The 18,089-nt window shown below is 71.1% G+C and carries 13 protein-coding genes; 8 read left to right on the plus strand and 5 right to left on the minus strand.

What is annotated here, in order from left to right; genetic code table 11:
• Positions 1 to 95: 95 nt before the first annotated feature.
• The 3 genes from ACIQRL_RS38970 to ACIQRL_RS38980 all read right to left on the minus strand — a co-directional run bounded on the left by ACIQRL_RS38970 (position 96) and on the right by ACIQRL_RS38980 (position 4,242).
• The gene (locus ACIQRL_RS38970) at positions 96 to 1,427 is read right to left on the minus strand and encodes an enolase C-terminal domain-like protein (protein ID WP_401340873.1); all 1,332 of its coding nucleotides are present in this window, start codon (positions 1,425 to 1,427) and stop codon (positions 96 to 98) included.
• Positions 1,428 to 1,540: 113 nt separating this feature from the next.
• Positions 1,541 to 2,500 carry a 5-dehydro-4-deoxyglucarate dehydratase gene (locus tag ACIQRL_RS38975; RefSeq protein ID WP_401340722.1) on the minus strand — a complete coding sequence of 320 codons (960 nt, stop codon included), beginning with the start codon at positions 2,498 to 2,500 and terminating at the stop codon, positions 1,541 to 1,543.
• Positions 2,501 to 3,726: 1,226 nt separating this feature from the next.
• Positions 3,727 to 4,242, minus strand: a complete 516-nt coding sequence (locus tag ACIQRL_RS38980) for a MarR family winged helix-turn-helix transcriptional regulator (RefSeq protein WP_401340725.1) — start codon at positions 4,240 to 4,242, stop codon at positions 3,727 to 3,729.
• A 151-nt stretch (positions 4,243 to 4,393) separates the two neighbouring features.
• Here ACIQRL_RS38980 and ACIQRL_RS38985 point away from each other — a divergent pair, with 151 nt between their 5' ends.
• Positions 4,394 to 4,909 (plus strand): YceI family protein, encoded by a 516-nt coding sequence (locus tag ACIQRL_RS38985; protein WP_401340727.1) that lies wholly within the window; start codon positions 4,394 to 4,396, stop codon positions 4,907 to 4,909.
• A 642-nt stretch (positions 4,910 to 5,551) separates the two neighbouring features.
• Here the strand turns inward: ACIQRL_RS38985 and ACIQRL_RS38990 are convergent.
• Positions 5,552 to 7,297 (minus strand): acyl-CoA synthetase, encoded by a 1,746-nt coding sequence (locus ACIQRL_RS38990; protein WP_401340730.1) that lies wholly within the window; start codon positions 7,295 to 7,297, stop codon positions 5,552 to 5,554.
• Between the two features lie 197 nt (positions 7,298 to 7,494).
• On the opposite strand from ACIQRL_RS38990, the gene ACIQRL_RS38995 reads away from it, so the two are divergent.
• The 7 genes from ACIQRL_RS38995 (at position 7,495) to ACIQRL_RS39025 (ending at position 15,571) form a co-directional block, all read left to right on the plus strand.
• Positions 7,495 to 8,295 (plus strand): crotonase/enoyl-CoA hydratase family protein, encoded by an 801-nt coding sequence (locus ACIQRL_RS38995; protein WP_401340732.1) that lies wholly within the window; start codon positions 7,495 to 7,497, stop codon positions 8,293 to 8,295.
• 76 nt (positions 8,296 to 8,371) lie between these two features.
• Positions 8,372 to 9,313 (plus strand): Zn-ribbon domain-containing OB-fold protein, encoded by a 942-nt coding sequence (locus ACIQRL_RS39000; RefSeq protein ID WP_401340734.1) that lies wholly within the window; start codon positions 8,372 to 8,374, stop codon positions 9,311 to 9,313.
• Entirely contained in the window at positions 9,314 to 10,369 is a 1,056-nt protein-coding gene (locus tag ACIQRL_RS39005; protein ID WP_401340736.1) for a thiolase domain-containing protein, read from the plus strand. It begins immediately after the preceding gene.
• Positions 10,366 to 11,532 carry a thiolase domain-containing protein gene (locus tag ACIQRL_RS39010; RefSeq protein WP_401340738.1) on the plus strand — a complete coding sequence of 389 codons (1,167 nt, stop codon included), beginning with the start codon at positions 10,366 to 10,368 and terminating at the stop codon, positions 11,530 to 11,532. The genes ACIQRL_RS39005 and ACIQRL_RS39010 overlap by 4 nt, the downstream gene beginning before the upstream one ends.
• 83 nt (positions 11,533 to 11,615) lie before the next feature.
• The gene (locus ACIQRL_RS39015; RefSeq protein ID WP_401340740.1) at positions 11,616 to 11,858 is read left to right on the plus strand and encodes a DUF397 domain-containing protein; all 243 of its coding nucleotides are present in this window, start codon (positions 11,616 to 11,618) and stop codon (positions 11,856 to 11,858) included.
• A 244-nt stretch (positions 11,859 to 12,102) separates the two neighbouring features.
• Complete coding sequence (locus tag ACIQRL_RS39020; protein WP_401340742.1) at positions 12,103 to 14,994, plus strand: ATP-binding protein; 2,892 nt, start codon at positions 12,103 to 12,105, stop codon at positions 14,992 to 14,994.
• Between the two features lie 79 nt (positions 14,995 to 15,073).
• Positions 15,074 to 15,571: a hypothetical protein gene (locus ACIQRL_RS39025; RefSeq protein ID WP_261706991.1), complete on the plus strand. Its 498-nt coding sequence runs from the start codon at positions 15,074 to 15,076 to the stop codon at positions 15,569 to 15,571.
• Positions 15,572 to 15,592: 21 nt separating this feature from the next.
• Here the strand turns inward: ACIQRL_RS39025 and ACIQRL_RS39030 are convergent, their stop codons facing one another.
• Positions 15,593 to 17,911: a PAS domain S-box protein gene (locus tag ACIQRL_RS39030; RefSeq protein ID WP_401340745.1), complete on the minus strand. Its 2,319-nt coding sequence runs from the start codon at positions 17,909 to 17,911 to the stop codon at positions 15,593 to 15,595.
• Positions 17,912 to 18,089: the final 178 nt, after the last annotated feature.

Genomic DNA, 18,089 nt, shown 5'->3' on the forward strand with positions numbered 1-18,089 from the left:
CATTCGGTCGTGTCGTTCCGGATCAGTAATTCAGGTGTCCCGTCCCCGTGCAAGGGGTCCGCCGCCGCTTTTTGCGGGAGCGCGTGCGGCGGGGGTCAGCGCACCAGCGCGGGCCGTTTGGCGTCGAACTCCCACCCGGGGACGAGGCAGCGCATGCCGACGGCGTCGTCCCGGGCGCCGAGCGCCTCCTTCAGATACAACTCGTGTGCCGCCAGCAGCCGGTCCATGTCCAGCCGGACGCCCAGGCCGGGGGCGTCCGGAAGCGCGATCTCGCCGTCGACGATGCGCGGCGGGGCGACCGTGAGCCGTTCCAGACCCTCCTGCCAGATCCAGTGCGTGTCGAGGGCGTTGTACGCGCCCGGTGCCGCGGCTCCGCAGTGCGTGACCATGGCGAGCGAGATGTCGAAGTGGTTGTTCGAGTGGCAGCCCCAGGTCAGGCCCATCGCGTTGCAGAGCTGGGCCACGCGCACCGAGCCCCGCATGGTCCAGAAGTGCGGGTCGGCCAGCGGGATGGAGACCGACTGGAGCGCCAGGGCGTGGGTCAGCTGCCGCCAGTCCGTGGCGATCATGTTGGTCGCGGTGGGCAGTCCCGTGGCCCGCCGGAACTCGGCCAGGATCTCCCGCCCCGAGTAGCCGTCCTCGGCCCCGCAGGGGTCCTCGGCGTAGGCGAGGGTGCCGACCAGGGGCTCGCACAGTTCGATCGCCTCGCGCAGGGACCAGGCGCCATTGGGGTCGAGCGTGATCCGGGCCTCGGGGAAGCGGTCCTTGAGCGCGCGGACGGCCCGGACCTCCTCGACGCCCTCCAGGACACCGCCCTTGAGCTTGAAGTCCCGGAAGCCGTACAGCTCGTGGGCGGCCTCGGCCTGCCGGACGATCGCGCCGGGCGTGAGGGCCTCCTCGTGCCGCAACCGGTACCAGTCCACGTCCGAGTCGCTCTCGCGGACGTACGGGAGATTCGTGCGGTCCGGGTCTCCGACGTAGAAGAGATAGCCGAGCACCCGTACGCGGTCGCGTTGCTGTCCGTCGCCGAGCAGGGCCGCGACCGGCACGTCGAGGTGCTGGCCGAGCAGGTCGAGCAGGGCCGACTCGACGGCGGTGACGGCGTGGACGGTCGTCCGCAGATCGAAGGTCTGGGCACCGCGCCCGCCGGCGTCGCGGTCGCGGAAACGGTCCCCGATCTCGCGCAGCACGCGCTGGTAGTCGCCCACCTTCGCGCCGAGGACGAGGGACTCCGCGTCGCGCAGCGTCCGGGTGATCTTCTCCCCGCCCGGCACCTCGCCGAGCCCGGTCCGCCCCTCGGAGTCCTTGAGGACCACGACATTGCGGGTGAAGTAGGGGCCGTGGGCGCCCGACAGATTCAGCTCCATGCAGTCCCGCCCCGCGACGGGATAGACGGCGAACTCGGCGATCGTCGGTTGCTGACTCATCATCAAAATCCTTGTGTACGAGGGTGACCGGGGCCGGTGATCACAGGATGACGGCGACGGGCCGGGCGAGGGGAGGCCCGCGCCGAGACCCCTCGCCCCGTCCCCCGCGTGCTTCAGGCGGGTCCGCGCACGGCTCCGGCCAGAGCCAGCCCGGTGTCGAGGATCCTCTCCAGAGCGGCGAGATCGTCCGGGCCCGGATCGGTGAGCGGAGCGCGCACCGGTCCGACGGGAAGACCCCGCAGCCGGGCCGCGGCCTTGACGAGCGAGACGGCGTATCCGGGCACCTTGTCGCGGAGTTCGACGAGCGGGACGTAGAAGTCGCGCAGCAGTTTGTTCACGGTCGCCTCGTCACCGGTGCGCAGTGCGGTGAAGAAGGCGCCGGCGATCTCGGGAGCGAAGGCGTGGACGGCCGACGAGTAGGCGGGGACGCCCACGGTGGCGTACGCGCGGGCCTGGATCTCGGCGGTGGCGGCGCCGTTGAAGAAGAGGAAGCCGTCGGGTGCCGCGAGCGTGAGGCGCTGGAGCCGGTCGAGGTCGCTGTGCCCGTCCTTCAGCCCGATGACCGTGGGGATCGCCGCGATGGCGCGCAGCCCCTCGGGGGTGAACGTGACCGGGCCGCGCTGGTAGGCGATGAGGGGCAGCCGCGTACCGGCGGCGATCCGGCGCAGCTGCTCGACCAGGCCGGCCTCGGGGGCCTCGACGAGATAGTGGGGCAGTACGAGAAGGGCGTCCGCGCCGGCCTCCTCCGCGATCCGGGCGAACCGCAGCGCCTGCGCCCATCCATAGCCGACGCCCGCGACCACGGGCAGCCGGCCGTCGGCGATCTCGACCGTCGCGGTGACGACCGCCCGGTACTCGTCCTCGTCCAGCGCGCTGAATTCGCCGGTCCCGCAGGCGGGGAACACCGCGCCCGGCGCCGTGGCCAACTGGGCTGTCAGGTAGACCCGGTAGGACTCCGGATCGAGTTCGCCGTCCTCCGTGAAGCTCGTGAGCGGGAAGGACAGGACCCCGCTCGCCATGCCGTCCCGCAGCCGCTGGACCACACCCTCCGGATCCGCGCTGAACCCTGCCATGAGTCTCATCCCTATATGCAGACGTCGTCTATGTATGAGAACTCAGGTTAGATTCGTGAACCTCGGGGGTCAATGGGTACGGAGGCATGGATGCACGATCGCGGGCGCCATCGCTTCTGCTCGGTCCGGCGGCGCGGCTCACGGAGAGCGCGAGGTCCGCGTCGTCGCCGACGTGCGCAGGGCGCGGACGAGTGGAGGAGCCGGCCGGTCACCCGCCCCGGACGCGCCGGACCGGCGCTGATGGGGGGTGTCGGGCGAGCTGGGCTCCCGAGACGGCCACGGTCCTTCCCGGGTGCCGGCCCGGCGAGAGTCGATGCGAGGAGGAGCACTGCGGCGGGGACGGTGAAGAGCGCGAAGAAGGCGCCGCCCAGCAGAAGGCCGGCCACCCACAGGACCGCGGTTGCCGCCGCCCAGAGGGTCTGCAGGCGTCGTGCGCGCAACGCGTGCCACAGGACCGTGACGGCGTCAGAGTCGACGGACGGGGCGACGACGCGCTCGTGATGTACGTGGAGCGCCTGGATGACCGCGTCCCGGAAGCCGGGATCGACGTACGTGCCCGCGCTCGGCAGCCGGGTGGTGTCGGTGACCTCGTCGGCCACTGCGGACCAGTTGCGGCCGGACGAGTCCGGCGGACGTAACGGTGGCGGAAGCGGACCGGAGAGGTGCTCGTCATGGCCTTGGCCGGGCGGATGGTCATTGCTGCTCGCTGACGTCACTCCACCCCCAGGCTGAGGCCCCGACGAGGCGGTTGCTCCAGCGCTGCGATCGGATCCCACATCATATTGGGCACTCGGACCGAAACAACCACTAATCCCCTGAGCCGACTTGGGCGCTCCGTGACAGATCGGGCCAAGCGCCCCGTCCTCAACCGGCTCGAACGCTTCAAGTAACGGCCCGGCGGCTTCATGGCGGGCACCGGGCCCGGCCCCCGACAATCCGTGTCGGCAAGGGCACCTTCGGCGCCGCCGAGTCGTGCACGCAGCCCTTACCGCTGCTGCTGAGGTGCGCACCAGGGCGAGCGCCGAGGCTTCCGTGCCCCAGCAAGGAGAGCGGCAGCCGCCAATGACGTCGGCAGTCGTGCGGTAGTCGGGCGGCGGTGCGGCGGCAAGCATGGGTGCCGCCGTCGTGCTGGACCGGCGGCGTCGATGTTCAGCAGGGTCCGCGTCATGCTGCCGGCCGTCGGCTCGTCCCCGGTTCTGACGAACTCCAGGTTCGGTTCCTTGCGGCTACTTCTTCTGCTCGGTGGTGTCTTCCCCTGAGCCCTGGCTCGTCGGCAGCAGGTACTGCAACGGTGTGTACCGCTGGACGCAGGCCGTTCGCGCGATGGCCTCGGCGACCGCGTCGGCGAGGGGACGGGATGATTTGCTCAGCAGAGTGCGGGCCTTGTCGGTGAGTGTCACCTCGACGCCGCGCCGGTCGCCGCATGCGGAGTTCTTGGTGACCAGCCCCGCGTGCTGCAGGCAGGCCACCTGGTAGGTCAGCCGCGTCTTGGGGCGACCCAGCAGGTCCGCAATTCGTGTCATCCGCAGGCAGGAGCCGGGCTGATCGGCGAGCAGGCACAGCACCAGGAACTCGTCGTGCGAGATCCCCATCGCGTCCTTCACCCGCGAGCGGAGCTGCTGCTCGATCGCGCCGGCCGCGGCCAGCAGCTGCATCCAGGAACGCAGTTCGGCCGGCAGGAGCCCGATGTCGTCTGACGGCGCACGTTCGGGCTGATCGGCGGGGGCTGGAGAGTCGGCCATGGTGTCACAGTCTAACGGTTGTCCATTTTTGGATAACCCGCTAGCGTGACGGGAGTCATCCAAATTTGGACTACTGGGTGCGGTCCCGGCGCTCAGATCGCGGATGCGGCTCCTCGTTTCCTTTCCTCCTTAACCCTTCTGGAGAACTCCCATGACCGTCGTCATCGAAACCGGCCTGTGGCAGCTGGATCCCGCCCGCTCCACCGTGGCCATCGCGCATCGGACCATGTGGGGCCTGGTCACGGTGAAGGGCGCCTTCGGCAGCGTCACGGGCGAGGGTGAGATCAAGCCCGACGGGACCGTCCACGGTGTTGTCAGCGTGGACGCGAGGTCCCTGGACACCAGGAACGCGAAGCGGGACGAGCATCTGCGCGGCAGTGACTTCTTCGACGCCGAGAACCATCCGACGCTCGCTTTCAGCGTCCATGACGCAGCGGTGCCCCAGGACGACACCGCCGAGATCACGGGCCAGTTGACCGTCCGGGGTACCAGCAGCCCACAGGTCGTCGCCACCCACGTCACCGCATCGAGTGGCGACGCGATCAGCCTTGCCACGGAGTTCACCGTGGACCGGGAGCAGTTCGGGATGGTCTGGAACCAGCTGGGGATGATCCGCGGCCTGACCACGGTCACCGCGACGCTCACCTTCGCCCGCGCGGCTGTCTGAAGAGCCAACGCGCTCGCCCCCTGACCCGGACACCTGAACGGCGCATGCGCGCCACCAAGGGCCCTGGCCGTCCGAGCGGAGCCGGGCGTGGAGTCCGGGGCCCGAGCCGGTGTACGCCAGGTGCCCGGCCTTCACCGTCCCCGGGAACCAGCATGACTGCTCGTGTCCGCACCGGCGGAGATCCTGCCGGATGGGGATCCGCCGTTGTACGGGCCGCTACGTCCATGCCCCAGGCCACGCCGAAGCGGTCCGTGAGCATGCCGTACAGCGGTGCCCACTGCGACGCCGCTGCTGTCGGTCTGTCTGGCCAGGTGGGCGTCTGATGGGTGAGTCACGTCCAGAGCGCCTCCCGAGGCGGAGGCGAGGCCGTGCATTCACGCCGTCGAGTCGATCTTGGTGATCCCTCTCCACTGCTCAGCGCTGTAGCCGTCCCATCCCTTTGCCCTGCGGTCGGCCGGGAACTTCGCCGCTTGGTCTGCGCCCACGAGGACGAGTTGGTAGGTGTTGCTGAGCCCTTTCGCGCCGGGATGGCCGACGCGGTGGTTGGTCTCCTATCCTGCCGCACTCGACCTGCCTCATGCGCTGGTCGAGTGGGTCTGGACGGGCGCGTCCCGGATGACGCCGGGGCCACGGGCGCTCCGATCACCGCGTCGCGTTCGCGGCGACCGACCGGGCCCAGCGGTAGTCCGCCTTGCCGCTGGGCGAGCGCTGGATGAAGTCGGTGATCACGAGCCGGCGCGGGATCTTGTAACCCGCGAGGTGGGCGCGGCAGTGCGTCTGGATGTCGTCCAGGGAGAGCTGCGGCGCGCCCTCGCGGAGCTGGACGACCGCCGCCACATGGTTGCCCCACTTCGGGTCGGGCACCCCGGCGACCAGGGCGTCGTACACGTCCGGATGCGACTTGAGGGCCTGTTCGACCTCCTCGGGATAAACCTTCTCACCGCCGGTGTTGATGCACTGCGAACCGCGGCCGAGGACGATGACGATGCCCTCCTCGTCGACCGTGGCCATGTCGCCGAGGAGCACCCAGCGCTCGTCGCCCTTGTGGAAGAACGTCTCGGCGGTCTTCTTGGGGTCGTTGTAGTAGCCGAGGGGTACATGGCCGCGCTGTGCGACGCGTCCGGGCTCGCCGACCGCGACCGGCTCGTGGGTGACCGGATCGACCACTTGTGTACGGGCGTTGACGCGAATGCGGAAGCCGCGCTCCGGGCCGGAGTCGGCCGTCGCGGTGCCGTTGAAGCCGGACTCCGAGGAGCCGAAGTTGTTGAGCAGCATCACGTTCGGGACGAGCGCCTGGAACTGTTCGCGCACGGTGTCCGACATGATCGCGCCGGACGAGGACACGCTGAACAGGGCGGAGCAGTCCGTGCCCTTCAAGGGACCGTTCAGTGCGTCGATCAGGGGCCGCAGCATCGCGTCGCCGACCAGCGACACACTGGTCACCCTCTCCCTCTCGATCGTCCGCAGGACCTCCTCGGGCACGAACTTGCGGTGGAGCGCGACGCGTTGACCGAAGTTGAAGGCGATGAAAGCGGTGAGCGTCGAGGTGCCGTGCATCAACGGGGGAGTGGGGAAGAAGGTGATCCCGGCGCCGCCGGCCGCGACGCGCTCGGCGAGCTCCTCCGGCTTCGTCACCGGATCGCCGGTCGGCGCGCCTCCGCCGAGTCCGGCGAAGAAGAGGTCCTCCTGCCGCCACATGACGCCCTTGGGCATTCCCGTCGTGCCGCCGGTGTAGATGATGAACTGGTCGTCCGCGGAACGCGCGGGGAAACCGCGTCCGGGCGACCCGGCGGCCTCGGCGTCGGCGAAGTCCACCACGTCCGCCGCACCCACGGCATGCACCGCACCCACGGCTTGCATCGCATGCACAGCGCTCGCCGCATCCGCGGCGCTCACTGCAGCGGCAGTACTCGCCGCACCCGCTGTGCCCACCGCACCCGTCACGCCCTCGGCGCCCGCTCCGGACGTCGAGGCTCCCACCCGTACGAGGTGCCGCAGCCGCGGGGCGCGTGGCCGGGCCGCTGCCACCCGGTCGGTGAACTCGGCGTCGAAGACCAGCGCCGAAAGGTCGGCGTCCTGGTAGAGGTACGCCAACTCTTCCTCTACGTATCGGTAGTTGACGTTGACCGGGACGATGCGCGCCTTCAGGCAGGCCAGCACCGTCTGGAGGTACTCGACCCCGTTGTAGAGGTGCAGGCCGAGGTGCTCGCCGGGACGGATCCCGCTGTCGATCAGATGGTGCGCGATCCTGTTCGCGGCCGCGTCCAACTGCGCGTACGTCAGGCGGCGTTCCGCGCCCGTGCCCGGGTGGTCGATGTAGACGAGCGCCTCGCGGTCCGGGACCACGTCGACGACCGACTCGAACAGGTCGGCAAGGTTGTACTCCACCGTTCCTCCTGACCGTGCACGTCCGTGGCCGGGCGCCCCCGGTGCGTGTCCGCCCCGGGCCCGACGGTCATCAGAGCAAAGCCCCACCCAACTGTGAAGGGTCCCGGCACAAGAAATCTGACTGTCTGTCAGAAAACCCTTGTACTGGCTGGACGCCTCCTGCAACCTGTTCTCGTTCCTGAGACGGGAGGACGGCAATGGGTGGGACGGAACACCTCACCGTGCAGCGCGAAGGCGCCACACTGGTGCTCACGCTCAACAGGCCCGAGGCCAAGAACGCGCTCTCGCTGCCGATGCTGGTCGGTCTGTACGACGGCTGGGTCGAGGCGGACGAGGACGACGCGATCCGCTCGATCGTGCTCACCGGCGCCGGTGGTGCCTTCTGCGCCGGGATGGACCTCAAGGCGCTGGCCGGCAAGGGCATGGAGGGCGAGCAGTACCGGGACCGGCTCAAGGCCGACCCCGATCTGCACTGGAAGGCCATGCTGCGCCACCACCGCCCCCGCAAACCGGTGATCGCGGCCGTAGAGGGCCACTGCGTCGCGGGCGGCACCGAGATCCTCCAGGGCACCGACATCCGGGTCGCCGGAGCCTCCGCGACCTTCGGGCTCTTCGAGGTCCGGCGCGGACTCTTCCCGATCGGCGGCTCGACGGTCCGGCTGCAACGCCAGATCCCGCGCACCCACGCCCTCGAAATGCTGCTCACCGGACGCCCGTACAGCGCCGAGGAGGCGGCGGGCATCGGTCTGATCGGCCATGTCGTGCCCGACGGCACCGCGCTGGAGAAGGCACTCGCCGTCGCCGAGCAGATCAACGCCTGCGGTCCGCTCGCCGTCGAGGCCGTCAAGGCGTCGGTGTACGAGACCGCGGAGCTGACCGAGACCGACGGCCTCGCCGCCGAACTGCGGCGCGGTTGGCCGGTCTTCGACACCGCCGACGCCAAGGAGGGCTCCCGGGCCTTCGCCGAGAAGCGCCCGCCCGTCTACCGGCGCGCCTGACCCGCAAGCCCGGCCCCGGACGCGTCCAGCCGCCCTCGGACGTGGCGCGTCCGGCCGTTGGAAGGAGAGATCCGGGATGCCCGAAGTCCTCAAAGCCCCCCTCGTCGTCGAGTTCCCCTTCACCCGCTCCCTCGGGCCCGTGCAGAGCGCCTTCCTCACGGGTCTGCGTGAACGGGTCGTCCTCGGTGTGCGGACCGCCGACGGCCGCACGCTCGTCCCGCCCGTCGAGTACGACCCCGTCACCGCCGAAGAGCTGCGCGACCTCGTCGAGGTGGCCCCCACAGGCACCGTCACCACCTGGGCCTGGAACCACGAACCCCGTCGTGGCCAGCCCCTCGGCACCCCCTTCGCCTGGGTCCTGGTCAAGCTCGACGGGGCCGACACCGGCCTGCTGCACGCTCTCGACGCCCCCGGCCCCGACGCCGTGCGCACCGGAATGCGCGTCCGCGTCCGCTGGGCCCCCGAACGCTCCGGCGCGATCACCGACATCGCCTGCTTCGAGCCGTACGACGGCGCGGCCGCGCAACTCACGGGCCACGACGGCCGGTTCGACGACATGGTGACCGGGATCGTCGCCCCCGCACGGCTCGACTACGTCTACTCGCCGGGCCGCGCCCAGTCCGCCTACATCGCGAGCCTCTCCGAGCGGCGGACCGTCGGCGAACGCTGCCCCTCCTGCCACAAGGTGTACGTCCCGCCCAAGGGCGCCTGTCCCACCTGCGGGGTGGCCACCTCCGAACAGGTCGAGGTCGGTCCGCGCGGCACCGTCACCACGTACTGCATCGTCAACATCAAGGCGAAGAACCTCGACATCGAAGTCCCGTACGTATACGCCCACATCGCCCTAGACGGCGCCGGCCTCGCGCTGCACGGCCGGATCGGCGGCATCCCCTACGACAAGGTCCGGATGGGTCTGCGCGTGGAGCCCGTGTGGTCCGAGGGCGGCCGCTACCCCGACCACTACCGGCCCACCGGGGAACCGGACGCGGACTACGACACGTACAAGGAGATGCTGTAGATGCGGACCGCCAGGGACATCGCCGTCGTCGCCTTCGGGCAGACCGACCACCGGCGCACCTCCGACGAGCACTCCGAGGTCGAGATGCTCCTCCCGGTCCTGCACGACGTCCTCGACCGGACGGGCCTGCAGACCAGCGACATCGGTTTCACCTGCTCCGGTTCCACGGACTATCTCGCGGGCCGCGCCTTCTCCTTCACCATGGCCCTCGACGGCGTCGGCGCCTGGCCGCCGATCTCCGAGTCGCACGTCGAGATGGACGGCGCCTGGGCGCTGTACGAGGCGTGGACCAAGCTGCTGACCGGCGACGCCGACACCGCGCTCGTGTACGCGTACGGCAAGTCCTCGCCCGGTTCCGTACGCGACGTCCTGACACGGCAGTTGGACCCGTACTACGTGGCCCCCCTGTGGCCCGACTCCGTCGCCCTCGCCGCGCTCCAGGCGCAGACGCTCATCGACGCGGGGGAGACCGACGAACTCGCGCTCGCCTCGGTCGCCGCCCGGAGCAGAGCTGCGGCGACCGCCAACTCCCATGCCCAGCTGCGAGGTCCGGTGCCGCAGGGCGACTATCTCGTACGACCGCTGCGCACCGGCGACTGCCCGCCCATCGGCGACGGCGCCGCCGCCGTGATCCTCGCCGCCGGGGACCGGGCCCGCGACCTGTGCGAACGGCCCGCCTGGATCCGGGGCATCGACCACCGTATCGAGGCGCACTCCCTCGGCGTACGCGACCTGACCGACTCGCCGTCCACCCGGCTGGCCGCCGAACGGGCCGGCGCCTTCGAAAGGCCTGTCGACACGGCCGAGTTGCACGCCCCCTTCACCTCCCAGGAAGTGGTCCTGCGTAAGGCGCTGCGGCTCGACGACAGCGTCCGCGTCAACCCGTCGGGGGGCGCGCTCGCCGCCAATCCCGTCATGGTGGCCGGGCTCATCCGCATCGGCGAGGCCGCCGCGCGCGTCCATCGCGGGGAGTCCGACCGGGCGCTCGCCCACGCCACCTCCGGCCCCTGTCTCCAACAGAACCTGGTCGCCGTACTCGAAGGGGATGCGCGATGAGCAAGGAGCCCGTGGCCGTCGTAGGCATCGGCCAGACCAAGCACGTGGCGGCCCGGCGGGACGTGTCCATCGCCGGACTCGTCCGCGAGGCCGCGCAACGAGCCCTGGAAGATGCCGAGTTGACCTGGGCCGACATCGACGCCGTCGTGATCGGCAAGGCGCCCGACTTCTTCGAGGGCGTCATGATGCCCGAGCTGTACCTCGCCGACGCGCTCGGCGCCGTCGGCAAACCGATGCTGCGCGTGCACACGGCGGGCTCCGTCGGCGGATCGACGGCCCTGGTCGCCACCAACCTCATCGCGGGCCGCGTCCACGGCACCGTCCTGACCCTGGCCTACGAGAAGCAGTCCGAGTCCAACGCCATGTGGGGCCTGTCCCTGCCCATCCCCTTCCAGCAGCCGCTGCTCGCCGGCGCCGGTGGCTTCTTCGCACCGCATGTGCGCGCCTACATGCGGCGGACCGGCGCACCCGACACCGTCGGCTCACTCGTCGCGTACAAGGACCGCCGCAACGCGCTGAAGAACCCGTACGCGCACCTGCACGAGCACGACATCACCCTGGAGAAGGTCCAGGCCTCGCCCATGCTCTGGGACCCGATCCGCTACTCGGAGACCTGCCCCTCCTCCGACGGAGCCTGCGCCATGATCCTCACCGACCGCGCGGGAGCGGCCCGTTCACCGCGCCCGCCCGCCTGGATGCACGGCGGCGCCATGCGCAGCGAACCGACGCTCTTCGCCGGGAAGGACTGCGTGTCCCCGCAGGCCGGCAAGGACTGCGCCGCGGACGTCTACCGGCAGGCGGGGATCGCGGACCCCCGCCGTGAGATCGACGCCGTGGAGATGTACGTGCCGTTCTCCTGGTACGAGCCCATGTGGCTGGAGAACCTGGGATTCGCCGACGAGGGCGAGGGCTGGAAGCTCACCGAGTCGGGCGTGACCGAACTGGAGGGCGACCTGCCCGTCAACATGTCGGGCGGGGTCCTCTCCACCAATCCGATCGGCGCCTCCGGCATGATCCGTTTCGCCGAAGCGGCCCTCCAGGTGCGCGGCCAGGCCGGAGAACACCAGGTCGACGGGGCTCGCAGGGTGCTCGGGCACGCCTACGGCGGCGGATCCCAGTTCTTCTCCATGTGGCTGGTCGGGGCCGCGCCGCCCGCCTCCTGAAACCGTCTCCCTCATGTGGCCTGTGCGCGGCACGGACCGATCGCTAGGCTGGCCGCGGACGACGAACCGGGAGGAGCACGGACGTGGCCGAAAGCACCATCGAGCAACACCCGCTCGCGGGCTGGGACAAGCCGGAGCTGGACCTCAGCAACGCCGAATGGCAGTCCAGCAGCCGGGGGCGGGGAGATGTCCAGATCGCCTTTGTCGAGGGCTTCATCGCGATGCGCAACAGTGGCCGCCCGCACAGCGCTTCCTTGATCTTCACTCCCGCGGAGTGGGGGGCCTTCGTATCGGGAGCCCGCGAGGGCGAGTTCGACCTGACCTGAACAGAGGACCGCCGGGCCTTCCCGCCCCGCCCCCGTGCGGGGAAGGGGCGGCGGCTCGCGCCCCCGCGCCCAGGGGGCTGCTCACCGGCCTGTCCTCCCGCAGCCACGCTGCCTCGACGAGGTTCCGAACAGGAGCGCGCGAACGGGCTGCCCCGTGGATGATCGGGGCGTACGCTGAGGTGCCTGAACGTCACGGTGCGCATCCGCTCCCCGCGCGGGCGCGCGATCGTGACAGGGGGTGATCATGGGGCAACGCAGCCTGCGCAGCCGTCGGACGCTCTTCGAGCGCGAGAGTGAACTGTCCGCCGCCGACGAGGCGTTGAGCGACCTCGTCGGGCTGCGCCGGGACGCGGGCGAACCGCCGGGCCGGCCCCGCGGCGCGCTCCTCGCCTTCGCCGGACGCGCCGGAATCGGCAAGACGACCCTCCTCGCCGAGGTCCGCGGGCGCTCCGCGGCCAAGGGCTGCACCGTACTGAGCGCACGCGGTGGAGAACAGGAACAGCGCGTCGCCTTCCACGTCGCCCGCCAGCTCCTGCAGCCACAGCTCGCCGGATACTCCGAGGCCGAACTCCGCACCTCGCTGGGGAGTTGGTACGCGATCGTCGGCCCCGCACTCGGCCTCTGCGCGCCCTCCGAGGGTGCCCCGCCCGACCAGCAGGGCCTGCGCGCCGGACTCGACTGGGTGCTCACCCACCTCGCCGTGCAGCGTGCCCCCATGGTGCTCCTCCTCGACGACGCCCACTGGGCCGACGCCGAATCCCTGAGCTGGCTGGCCGCGTTCGCGCCCCGCGCCGAGCAACTCCCACTGCTGCTCGTCGTCGCCTACCGGCCCGACGAACTCCCGGAACACGCCGAGGCGTTCAGGGGCCTGCCCGGCCGCGCCGGACAACGCCCCATCGGCCTCGAACCGCTCAGCGCCGCGGCCGTCGCCCGGCTCGTCCGGGAGGACCTCGGCACCCAGGCCGACGACGCCTTCTGCCGTGAGTGCTGGGCCGTCACCGCCGGCAACCCGTTCGAGGCCGTCGAGCTGACCGCGAAGGTCCGCGACCGCGGCCTCACGCCGACCGAGGACGGAGCGCATCTCCTGCGCGACCTCGCCGCCGCCGTCAAGGGCAGCGGCATCGTCGCCCGCCTCGAACGCCTGGGCACCGCGACCGTCCGCTTCGCCTGGGCCTGCGCCGTGCTCGGCACCGAGATCCGCCCGACGCTCGCCGCCGCCGTCGCGGGCCTCGGCTCCGAGGAGGCCGCCGACGCGGCGGACGCCCTGCGCACCGCCCGGATCCTCACCGGCGCCGACCCCCTCGAATTCGTCCACCCACTGATCGCCACCGCCGTCTACCGGGACATCCCCGGCAGCGTCCGCGTCGCCCTGCACGGCCAGGCCGCCTGGTGCGTGATCGACGAGGGCCTCGGCCCGGCCGCCGCCGCCCGGCACCTCATGGAGACCCACCCCGACGGCGACACCTGGATCGTCCAGCAACTGCGCGCCGCGGCCCGCGAGACCCAGCGCGCCGGAGCCCCCGACGCCGCCCGCCGCTACCTCGCCCGCGCCCTGCGCGAACCGCCGCCCTTCGAGGACCGCGCCGCCGTCCTGTACGAACTGGGCTGCGCGTCCCTGCTCACCGAGCCGACGACCACGGTCAACCATCTGCGCGCCGCCCTGGAAGAGCCCATCACCGACCCCGAGCTGCGGCACAACATCGTCTACCGCCTCTCCCAGGTCCTCGCCCACAGCGACCGCCTCGCCGAAGCCTCCGAGACCCTCGCCCGCGAGATCCCGGTCACCGGCGACGCCCGGGTGCGCCTGCGCATGCAGTCCGAGCAGTTCATGTGGGACGCCTTCCGCGCCGACGAACCCGACTCGCCCGCCCGCTCCCGCCGGCTGACCCGTCTCGCCGACCGGCTCACCGGCCACGACCTCACCGAGCGCTATGTCATCGGACTGCGCGCCTGGGACGCCACCCTGCGCGGCGAACCCGCCCACATAGCCCTCCACCACGCCGAACGCGCCCTCGCCGGAGGCCTCGGCTGGGCCGAGGCCGACCGCGGCTTCGAGGTCCCGGTCCTCGTCGCGATGACCTTCATGTACGCCGACCGGCCCGGCCGCACCGAGGAACTCTTCGCCACCGGAATCGCCGACTTCGAATCCCAGGGCTGGCACGGCGCCCACCTCTCCTTCGGCTACACGATCCTCGGATACGTCCGCTTCCGCCGCGGCCGTCTCGCCGAAGCGGAGGACTTCGTCCGCGCGGGGCTCAGGCTCGCCGAACGCGTCGGGCCCGGTACTCCCGTCCACTGGTACGCGGTGGGCACCCTCATCCAGGTCCTGCTCGCCCGTGGCCAGGTCGAGGAGGCCGCGCGGACCGGCGAGGCCTACGCCTTCCGCGCCCCTTTCCCGGCCGCCGTCACCTTCCCCGACGCCCAGACCGTGTACGGCGAACTCCTGCTCGCCCGCGGCCTCACCAAGGACGCCGCGATCGAGCTCGCCTCCGCAGGGCGCCGCCTCGACCCGCGCGGCATGCGCAACCCCGCCTGGTGCCCCTGGCAGCTCCACCTCGCCCGCGCCGAGAGCCACGACGCCCCCGAGCGCGCCGTCGCCACAGCACTCGAAGCGGTGAACCGCGCCCGCCAGTACGGTGCCCCCTCCGCGATCGGCCAGGCCCTGCGCGTCGCCGCCGAGGTCTCCCCGGGACCGGCCCGCGTCCAGCTCCTCGAAGAGGCCGTCGGCCATCTGGAGCGCTCCCCGGCCGCGTACGAACTGGCCTGCGCCCTGGTCGCCCTGGGCACCGAACTGCGTCGCGCCGGACGTCCCAGGGAAGCCGCCGAGCACCTCTACCGCGGCCTCGACGCGGCCGTCCAGTGCGGTGCCGACGGGCTGATCGAGGACGCCCGTGACGAGCTGGCGTCGGCCGGACTGCGGCCGCGTCGCCTGCACAGCACCGAGACGGACACCCTGACGGCCCGCGAGCGCACCGCCGCGGCACGCACCGCGGAGGGCCGGACCCAGGGTCAGATCGCCGAGGAACTGAACATCGACGAGCACGCCGTCGCCCGGCTCCTGTCGGCGGTCTACCGCAAGGTCGGCACGGACCACAGGGGACTGGCGGCGGCGCTGGGGGAACAGGCGATCTCCTGACGCGCGCGGGCCCGTCCCCGGCCCCGCGCGGACGGCGCCCGTGGGGCCCCGTACGCCCCCGTGCACGTACCATTGCGGCATGTCCTTCCTCCGCCGCCGCAGCGCCACGCCCGCCGGGCCCGACTTCGACGTTCTGGCCATGGATCCGGGCGACTGGCCCGGCAATCTCGGCGCGGGCCTGCTGCCCGCCCCCGACGGCAGCTGCCAGGGCGTCTTCCTGCGCTACGACCTGTTCGGCGGCCGCGGTCCGGCGATGATCATCGGCAATCTGCCGGAGGGCTCCCAGGCCCGGGACGTCGCCGAGGGCGAGGTCCCCTTCGAGGTGGCCCAGCTCCTGATCGCGCTGGAGAACGACGAAGAGGTGACCGTCACCGGGACCGAGGACATGCCGGTGATGCAGGGCGACAACCTGCTGATCGTGCGCCGGCTGAAACTCTCCGAGACCCGTATCGCCTGCGTGCAGTTCGACCGCAGCGACAACGTCCTGGTGACCATCGCCGCCTGGGACCGTCCGATCACGGACGACCTGTACGCCCTGCTGAAGCCGCTCCCGGCGGAACTCTTCCAGCAGGGCTGAGGCCCAACACCCGCGCCCTCGTCACAGTTTGAGGGTGAACCAGGTGGTCTTGCCCGCGTCGGTGGGACGTACGCCCCAGTCGTCGGCGAGCGCGCGGACGAGGATCAGGCCCCGTCCCGACTCCTCGTCCTGGTCGGCCATCCGGGGCTGCGGCAGATGCGGGCTGTGATCGCTGATCTCCACCGTCAGGTCGGTCGCCGTGCGGCACAGGTGAAGGCCGATGGGGCCCTGCGCGTGCTGCACGGCGTTCGTGAGGATCTCGGAGAGCAGGAGCCGGGCGTCGTCCGAGGAGGGCACGCAGTCCCAGGCGGTCAGCGCCTTGCTCAGGAAGGCACGGCCCTCCGGCACCGACTCGGGCATCGCCGGCAGGTCGGTGCTGACGGTGGCCAGTGGCCCTTCGGGGAGCCGGGTGAGCAGCAGTGTGACGTCGTCGTTGTGCCCGTCGGCGTCCGGCAGCAGGGCGGCCAGCACATGGTCGGCGGCCACCTCGAGATCGGGCGCCGTGGTGAACAGGTCCGTGAGGGTGGCGGTGAGCTCGGCGAGCTGGTCCTCGATGTCGCTGCCCGGCGTCTCGATCAGACCGTCGGTGTACAGGACGAGCGTCGCCCCCGGCGGTATCACAGAGGTCGCCTGCTCGTAGAGGATGTCACCGACCCCGAGCGGCGCGTTGACCGGTGCGGGGAGCGGCCGGGCTCGGGCGCCGGGCGTGGCCACCAGGGTCGGCAGATGCCCGGCCGAGCAGACGGTCACCTCGCCCGCGTCGGCCGAGATGACCAGATAGCAGCAGGTCACGAGCTGGTCGGGCACGTCCAGATCGCCGACGACGGCTTCCAGCGCTTGCATGAGCTGGCGGGGCTGCATACCGGTCTTGGCCAGGGCGTGCGCGGCCGACCGCAACTGCCCCATCACCGCGGCGGCGTCCAGACCGCGGCCCATCACATCACCGATCAGGACCCCGACCCGGCCGGCCCCCAGGGGGATCAGGTCGAACCAGTCGCCGCCCACCCCGGCCCCCTGCGTGGCGGGCCGGTAGCGGCTCGCGGTGGTCAGACCGGGAATGGCGGGCGGGGTGCCCATGAGGCTGCGCTGCAGGGTGAGGGCGATGTGCCGCTGCTGCTCGTAGAGGAAGGTCAGCTCCGCCTCGGCCTTCTTGCGGTCGCTGATGTCCCGGACGATCGCGCACGCACCGATCACCGAGCCGTCCGTGGCACGGGTGGGCCACAGCGTGATGTCCACGTTCAGCAGGTCGCCCGAGCGCGTCAGCCGCAGCGTCTCGAAGTGCTCGACCTTCTCACCGCTGCGCAGCCGGTCCATGAGCAGGTCGATCTCGTCCCGCCGCTCGGTGGTCGCGAGCAGCGACACGTGCCTGCCCATGACCTCGGCCCTGCTGTAGCCGTACAGCCGCTGGGCCGCCGCGTTCCAGTACGTGATGTGGCCGTCCAGGGTCTTGGCGAGGATCGCGTCCTGGGAGGACTCCACCAGACCGGCCAGTTCGTTGATCCGGGCCTCGGCGCGCTTGCGGTCGCTGACGTCGCGGACGGCGGCGGAGACGAGGAGACCGTCGGTGGTTTCGAGCGGGCTGAGACTGATCTCGACGGGGAATTCGGTGCCGTCCTTGCGCAGGCCGTGGAGTTCGAGTTCGGCGCCCATGGGGCGGACTTGGCGGTTGTCGGCGTAGCCGTCGCGGTGCCGGTGGTGGTGGCCGCGGAAGCGGCCGGGTACGAGGAGTTCGACGGGGTGGCCGAGGAGTTCCTCGCGCCGGTATCCGAAGAGTGCCTCGGTCTGGGCGTTGACGAGTCTGATGGTTCCGGTGTCGTCGACGATGACCATGGCGTCCGGCGCCGCCTCCAGCAGCCCCCGAAACCTTTCCTCGGCCGCCTTGCGGTCGCTGACGTCGCGGACGGCGGCGGAGACGAGGAGACCGTCCGCGGTTTCGAGCGGGCTGAGACTGATCTCGACGGGGAATTCGGTGCCGTCCTTGCGCAGGCCGTGGAGTTCGAGTTCGGCGCCCATGGGGCGGACTTGGCGGTTGTCGGCGTAGCCGTCGCGGTGCCGGTGGTGGTGGCCGCGGAAGCGGCCGGGTACGAGGAGTTCGACGGGGTGGCCGAGGAGTTCCTCGCGCCGGTATCCGAAGAGTGCCTCGGTCTGGGCGTTGACGAGTCTGATGGTTCCGGTGTCGTCGACGATGACCATGGCGTCCGGCGCCGCCTCCAGCAGCCCCCGAAACCTTTCCTCGGCCCCCGCCGGCGCGTTCCCGCGTGATGTGCCGCCGCATTGGCAGCGCCGTGGGTCCGCCGCATCGGCGGGCCGCGTTGAAGTCCCTTTGACAAAGTCGCCCATACCCGCCCCAGATGTGCCGCTTACCGTGAGCGGCCCATCCCAGCGCACATCGATCGGGCGCACGGTTACATGTCGTTAACTGGTCCTACCGAGGTCGAACCTGTCCTAGGCGGCGCATTCCCTGGCCGGTTGCCCGTGTCATTGTCGTCAGGGACCGACGGAAACCGGGCCCGCTCCG

The sequence above is a fragment of the Streptomyces sp. NPDC091209 genome, assembly GCF_044757755.1.
Classification (GTDB): Bacteria; Actinomycetota; Actinomycetes; order Streptomycetales; family Streptomycetaceae; genus Streptomyces.

Excerpts from the sequence above, each read along its gene's own strand:
- ACIQRL_RS38970 (WP_401340873.1), bottom strand. The coding sequence starts at position 1,427 with ATGAGTCAGCAACCGACGATCGCCGAGTTCGCCGTCTATCCCGTCGCG.
- ACIQRL_RS38975 (WP_401340722.1), bottom strand. The coding sequence starts at position 2,500 with ATGGCAGGGTTCAGCGCGGATCCGGAGGGTGTGGTCCAGCGGCTGCGG.
- ACIQRL_RS38980 (WP_401340725.1), bottom strand. The coding sequence starts at position 4,242 with ATGGCCGACTCTCCAGCCCCCGCCGATCAGCCCGAACGTGCGCCGTCA.
- ACIQRL_RS38985 (WP_401340727.1), top strand. The coding sequence starts at position 4,394 with ATGACCGTCGTCATCGAAACCGGCCTGTGGCAGCTGGATCCCGCCCGC.
- ACIQRL_RS38995 (WP_401340732.1), top strand. The coding sequence starts at position 7,495 with ATGGGTGGGACGGAACACCTCACCGTGCAGCGCGAAGGCGCCACACTG.
- ACIQRL_RS39000 (WP_401340734.1), top strand. The coding sequence starts at position 8,372 with ATGCCCGAAGTCCTCAAAGCCCCCCTCGTCGTCGAGTTCCCCTTCACC.
- ACIQRL_RS39005 (WP_401340736.1), top strand. The coding sequence starts at position 9,314 with ATGCGGACCGCCAGGGACATCGCCGTCGTCGCCTTCGGGCAGACCGAC.
- ACIQRL_RS39010 (WP_401340738.1), top strand. The coding sequence starts at position 10,366 with ATGAGCAAGGAGCCCGTGGCCGTCGTAGGCATCGGCCAGACCAAGCAC.
- ACIQRL_RS39020 (WP_401340742.1), top strand. The coding sequence starts at position 12,103 with ATGGGGCAACGCAGCCTGCGCAGCCGTCGGACGCTCTTCGAGCGCGAG.
- ACIQRL_RS39025 (WP_261706991.1), top strand. The coding sequence starts at position 15,074 with ATGTCCTTCCTCCGCCGCCGCAGCGCCACGCCCGCCGGGCCCGACTTC.
- ACIQRL_RS39030 (WP_401340745.1), bottom strand. The coding sequence starts at position 17,911 with ATGGGCGACTTTGTCAAAGGGACTTCAACGCGGCCCGCCGATGCGGCG.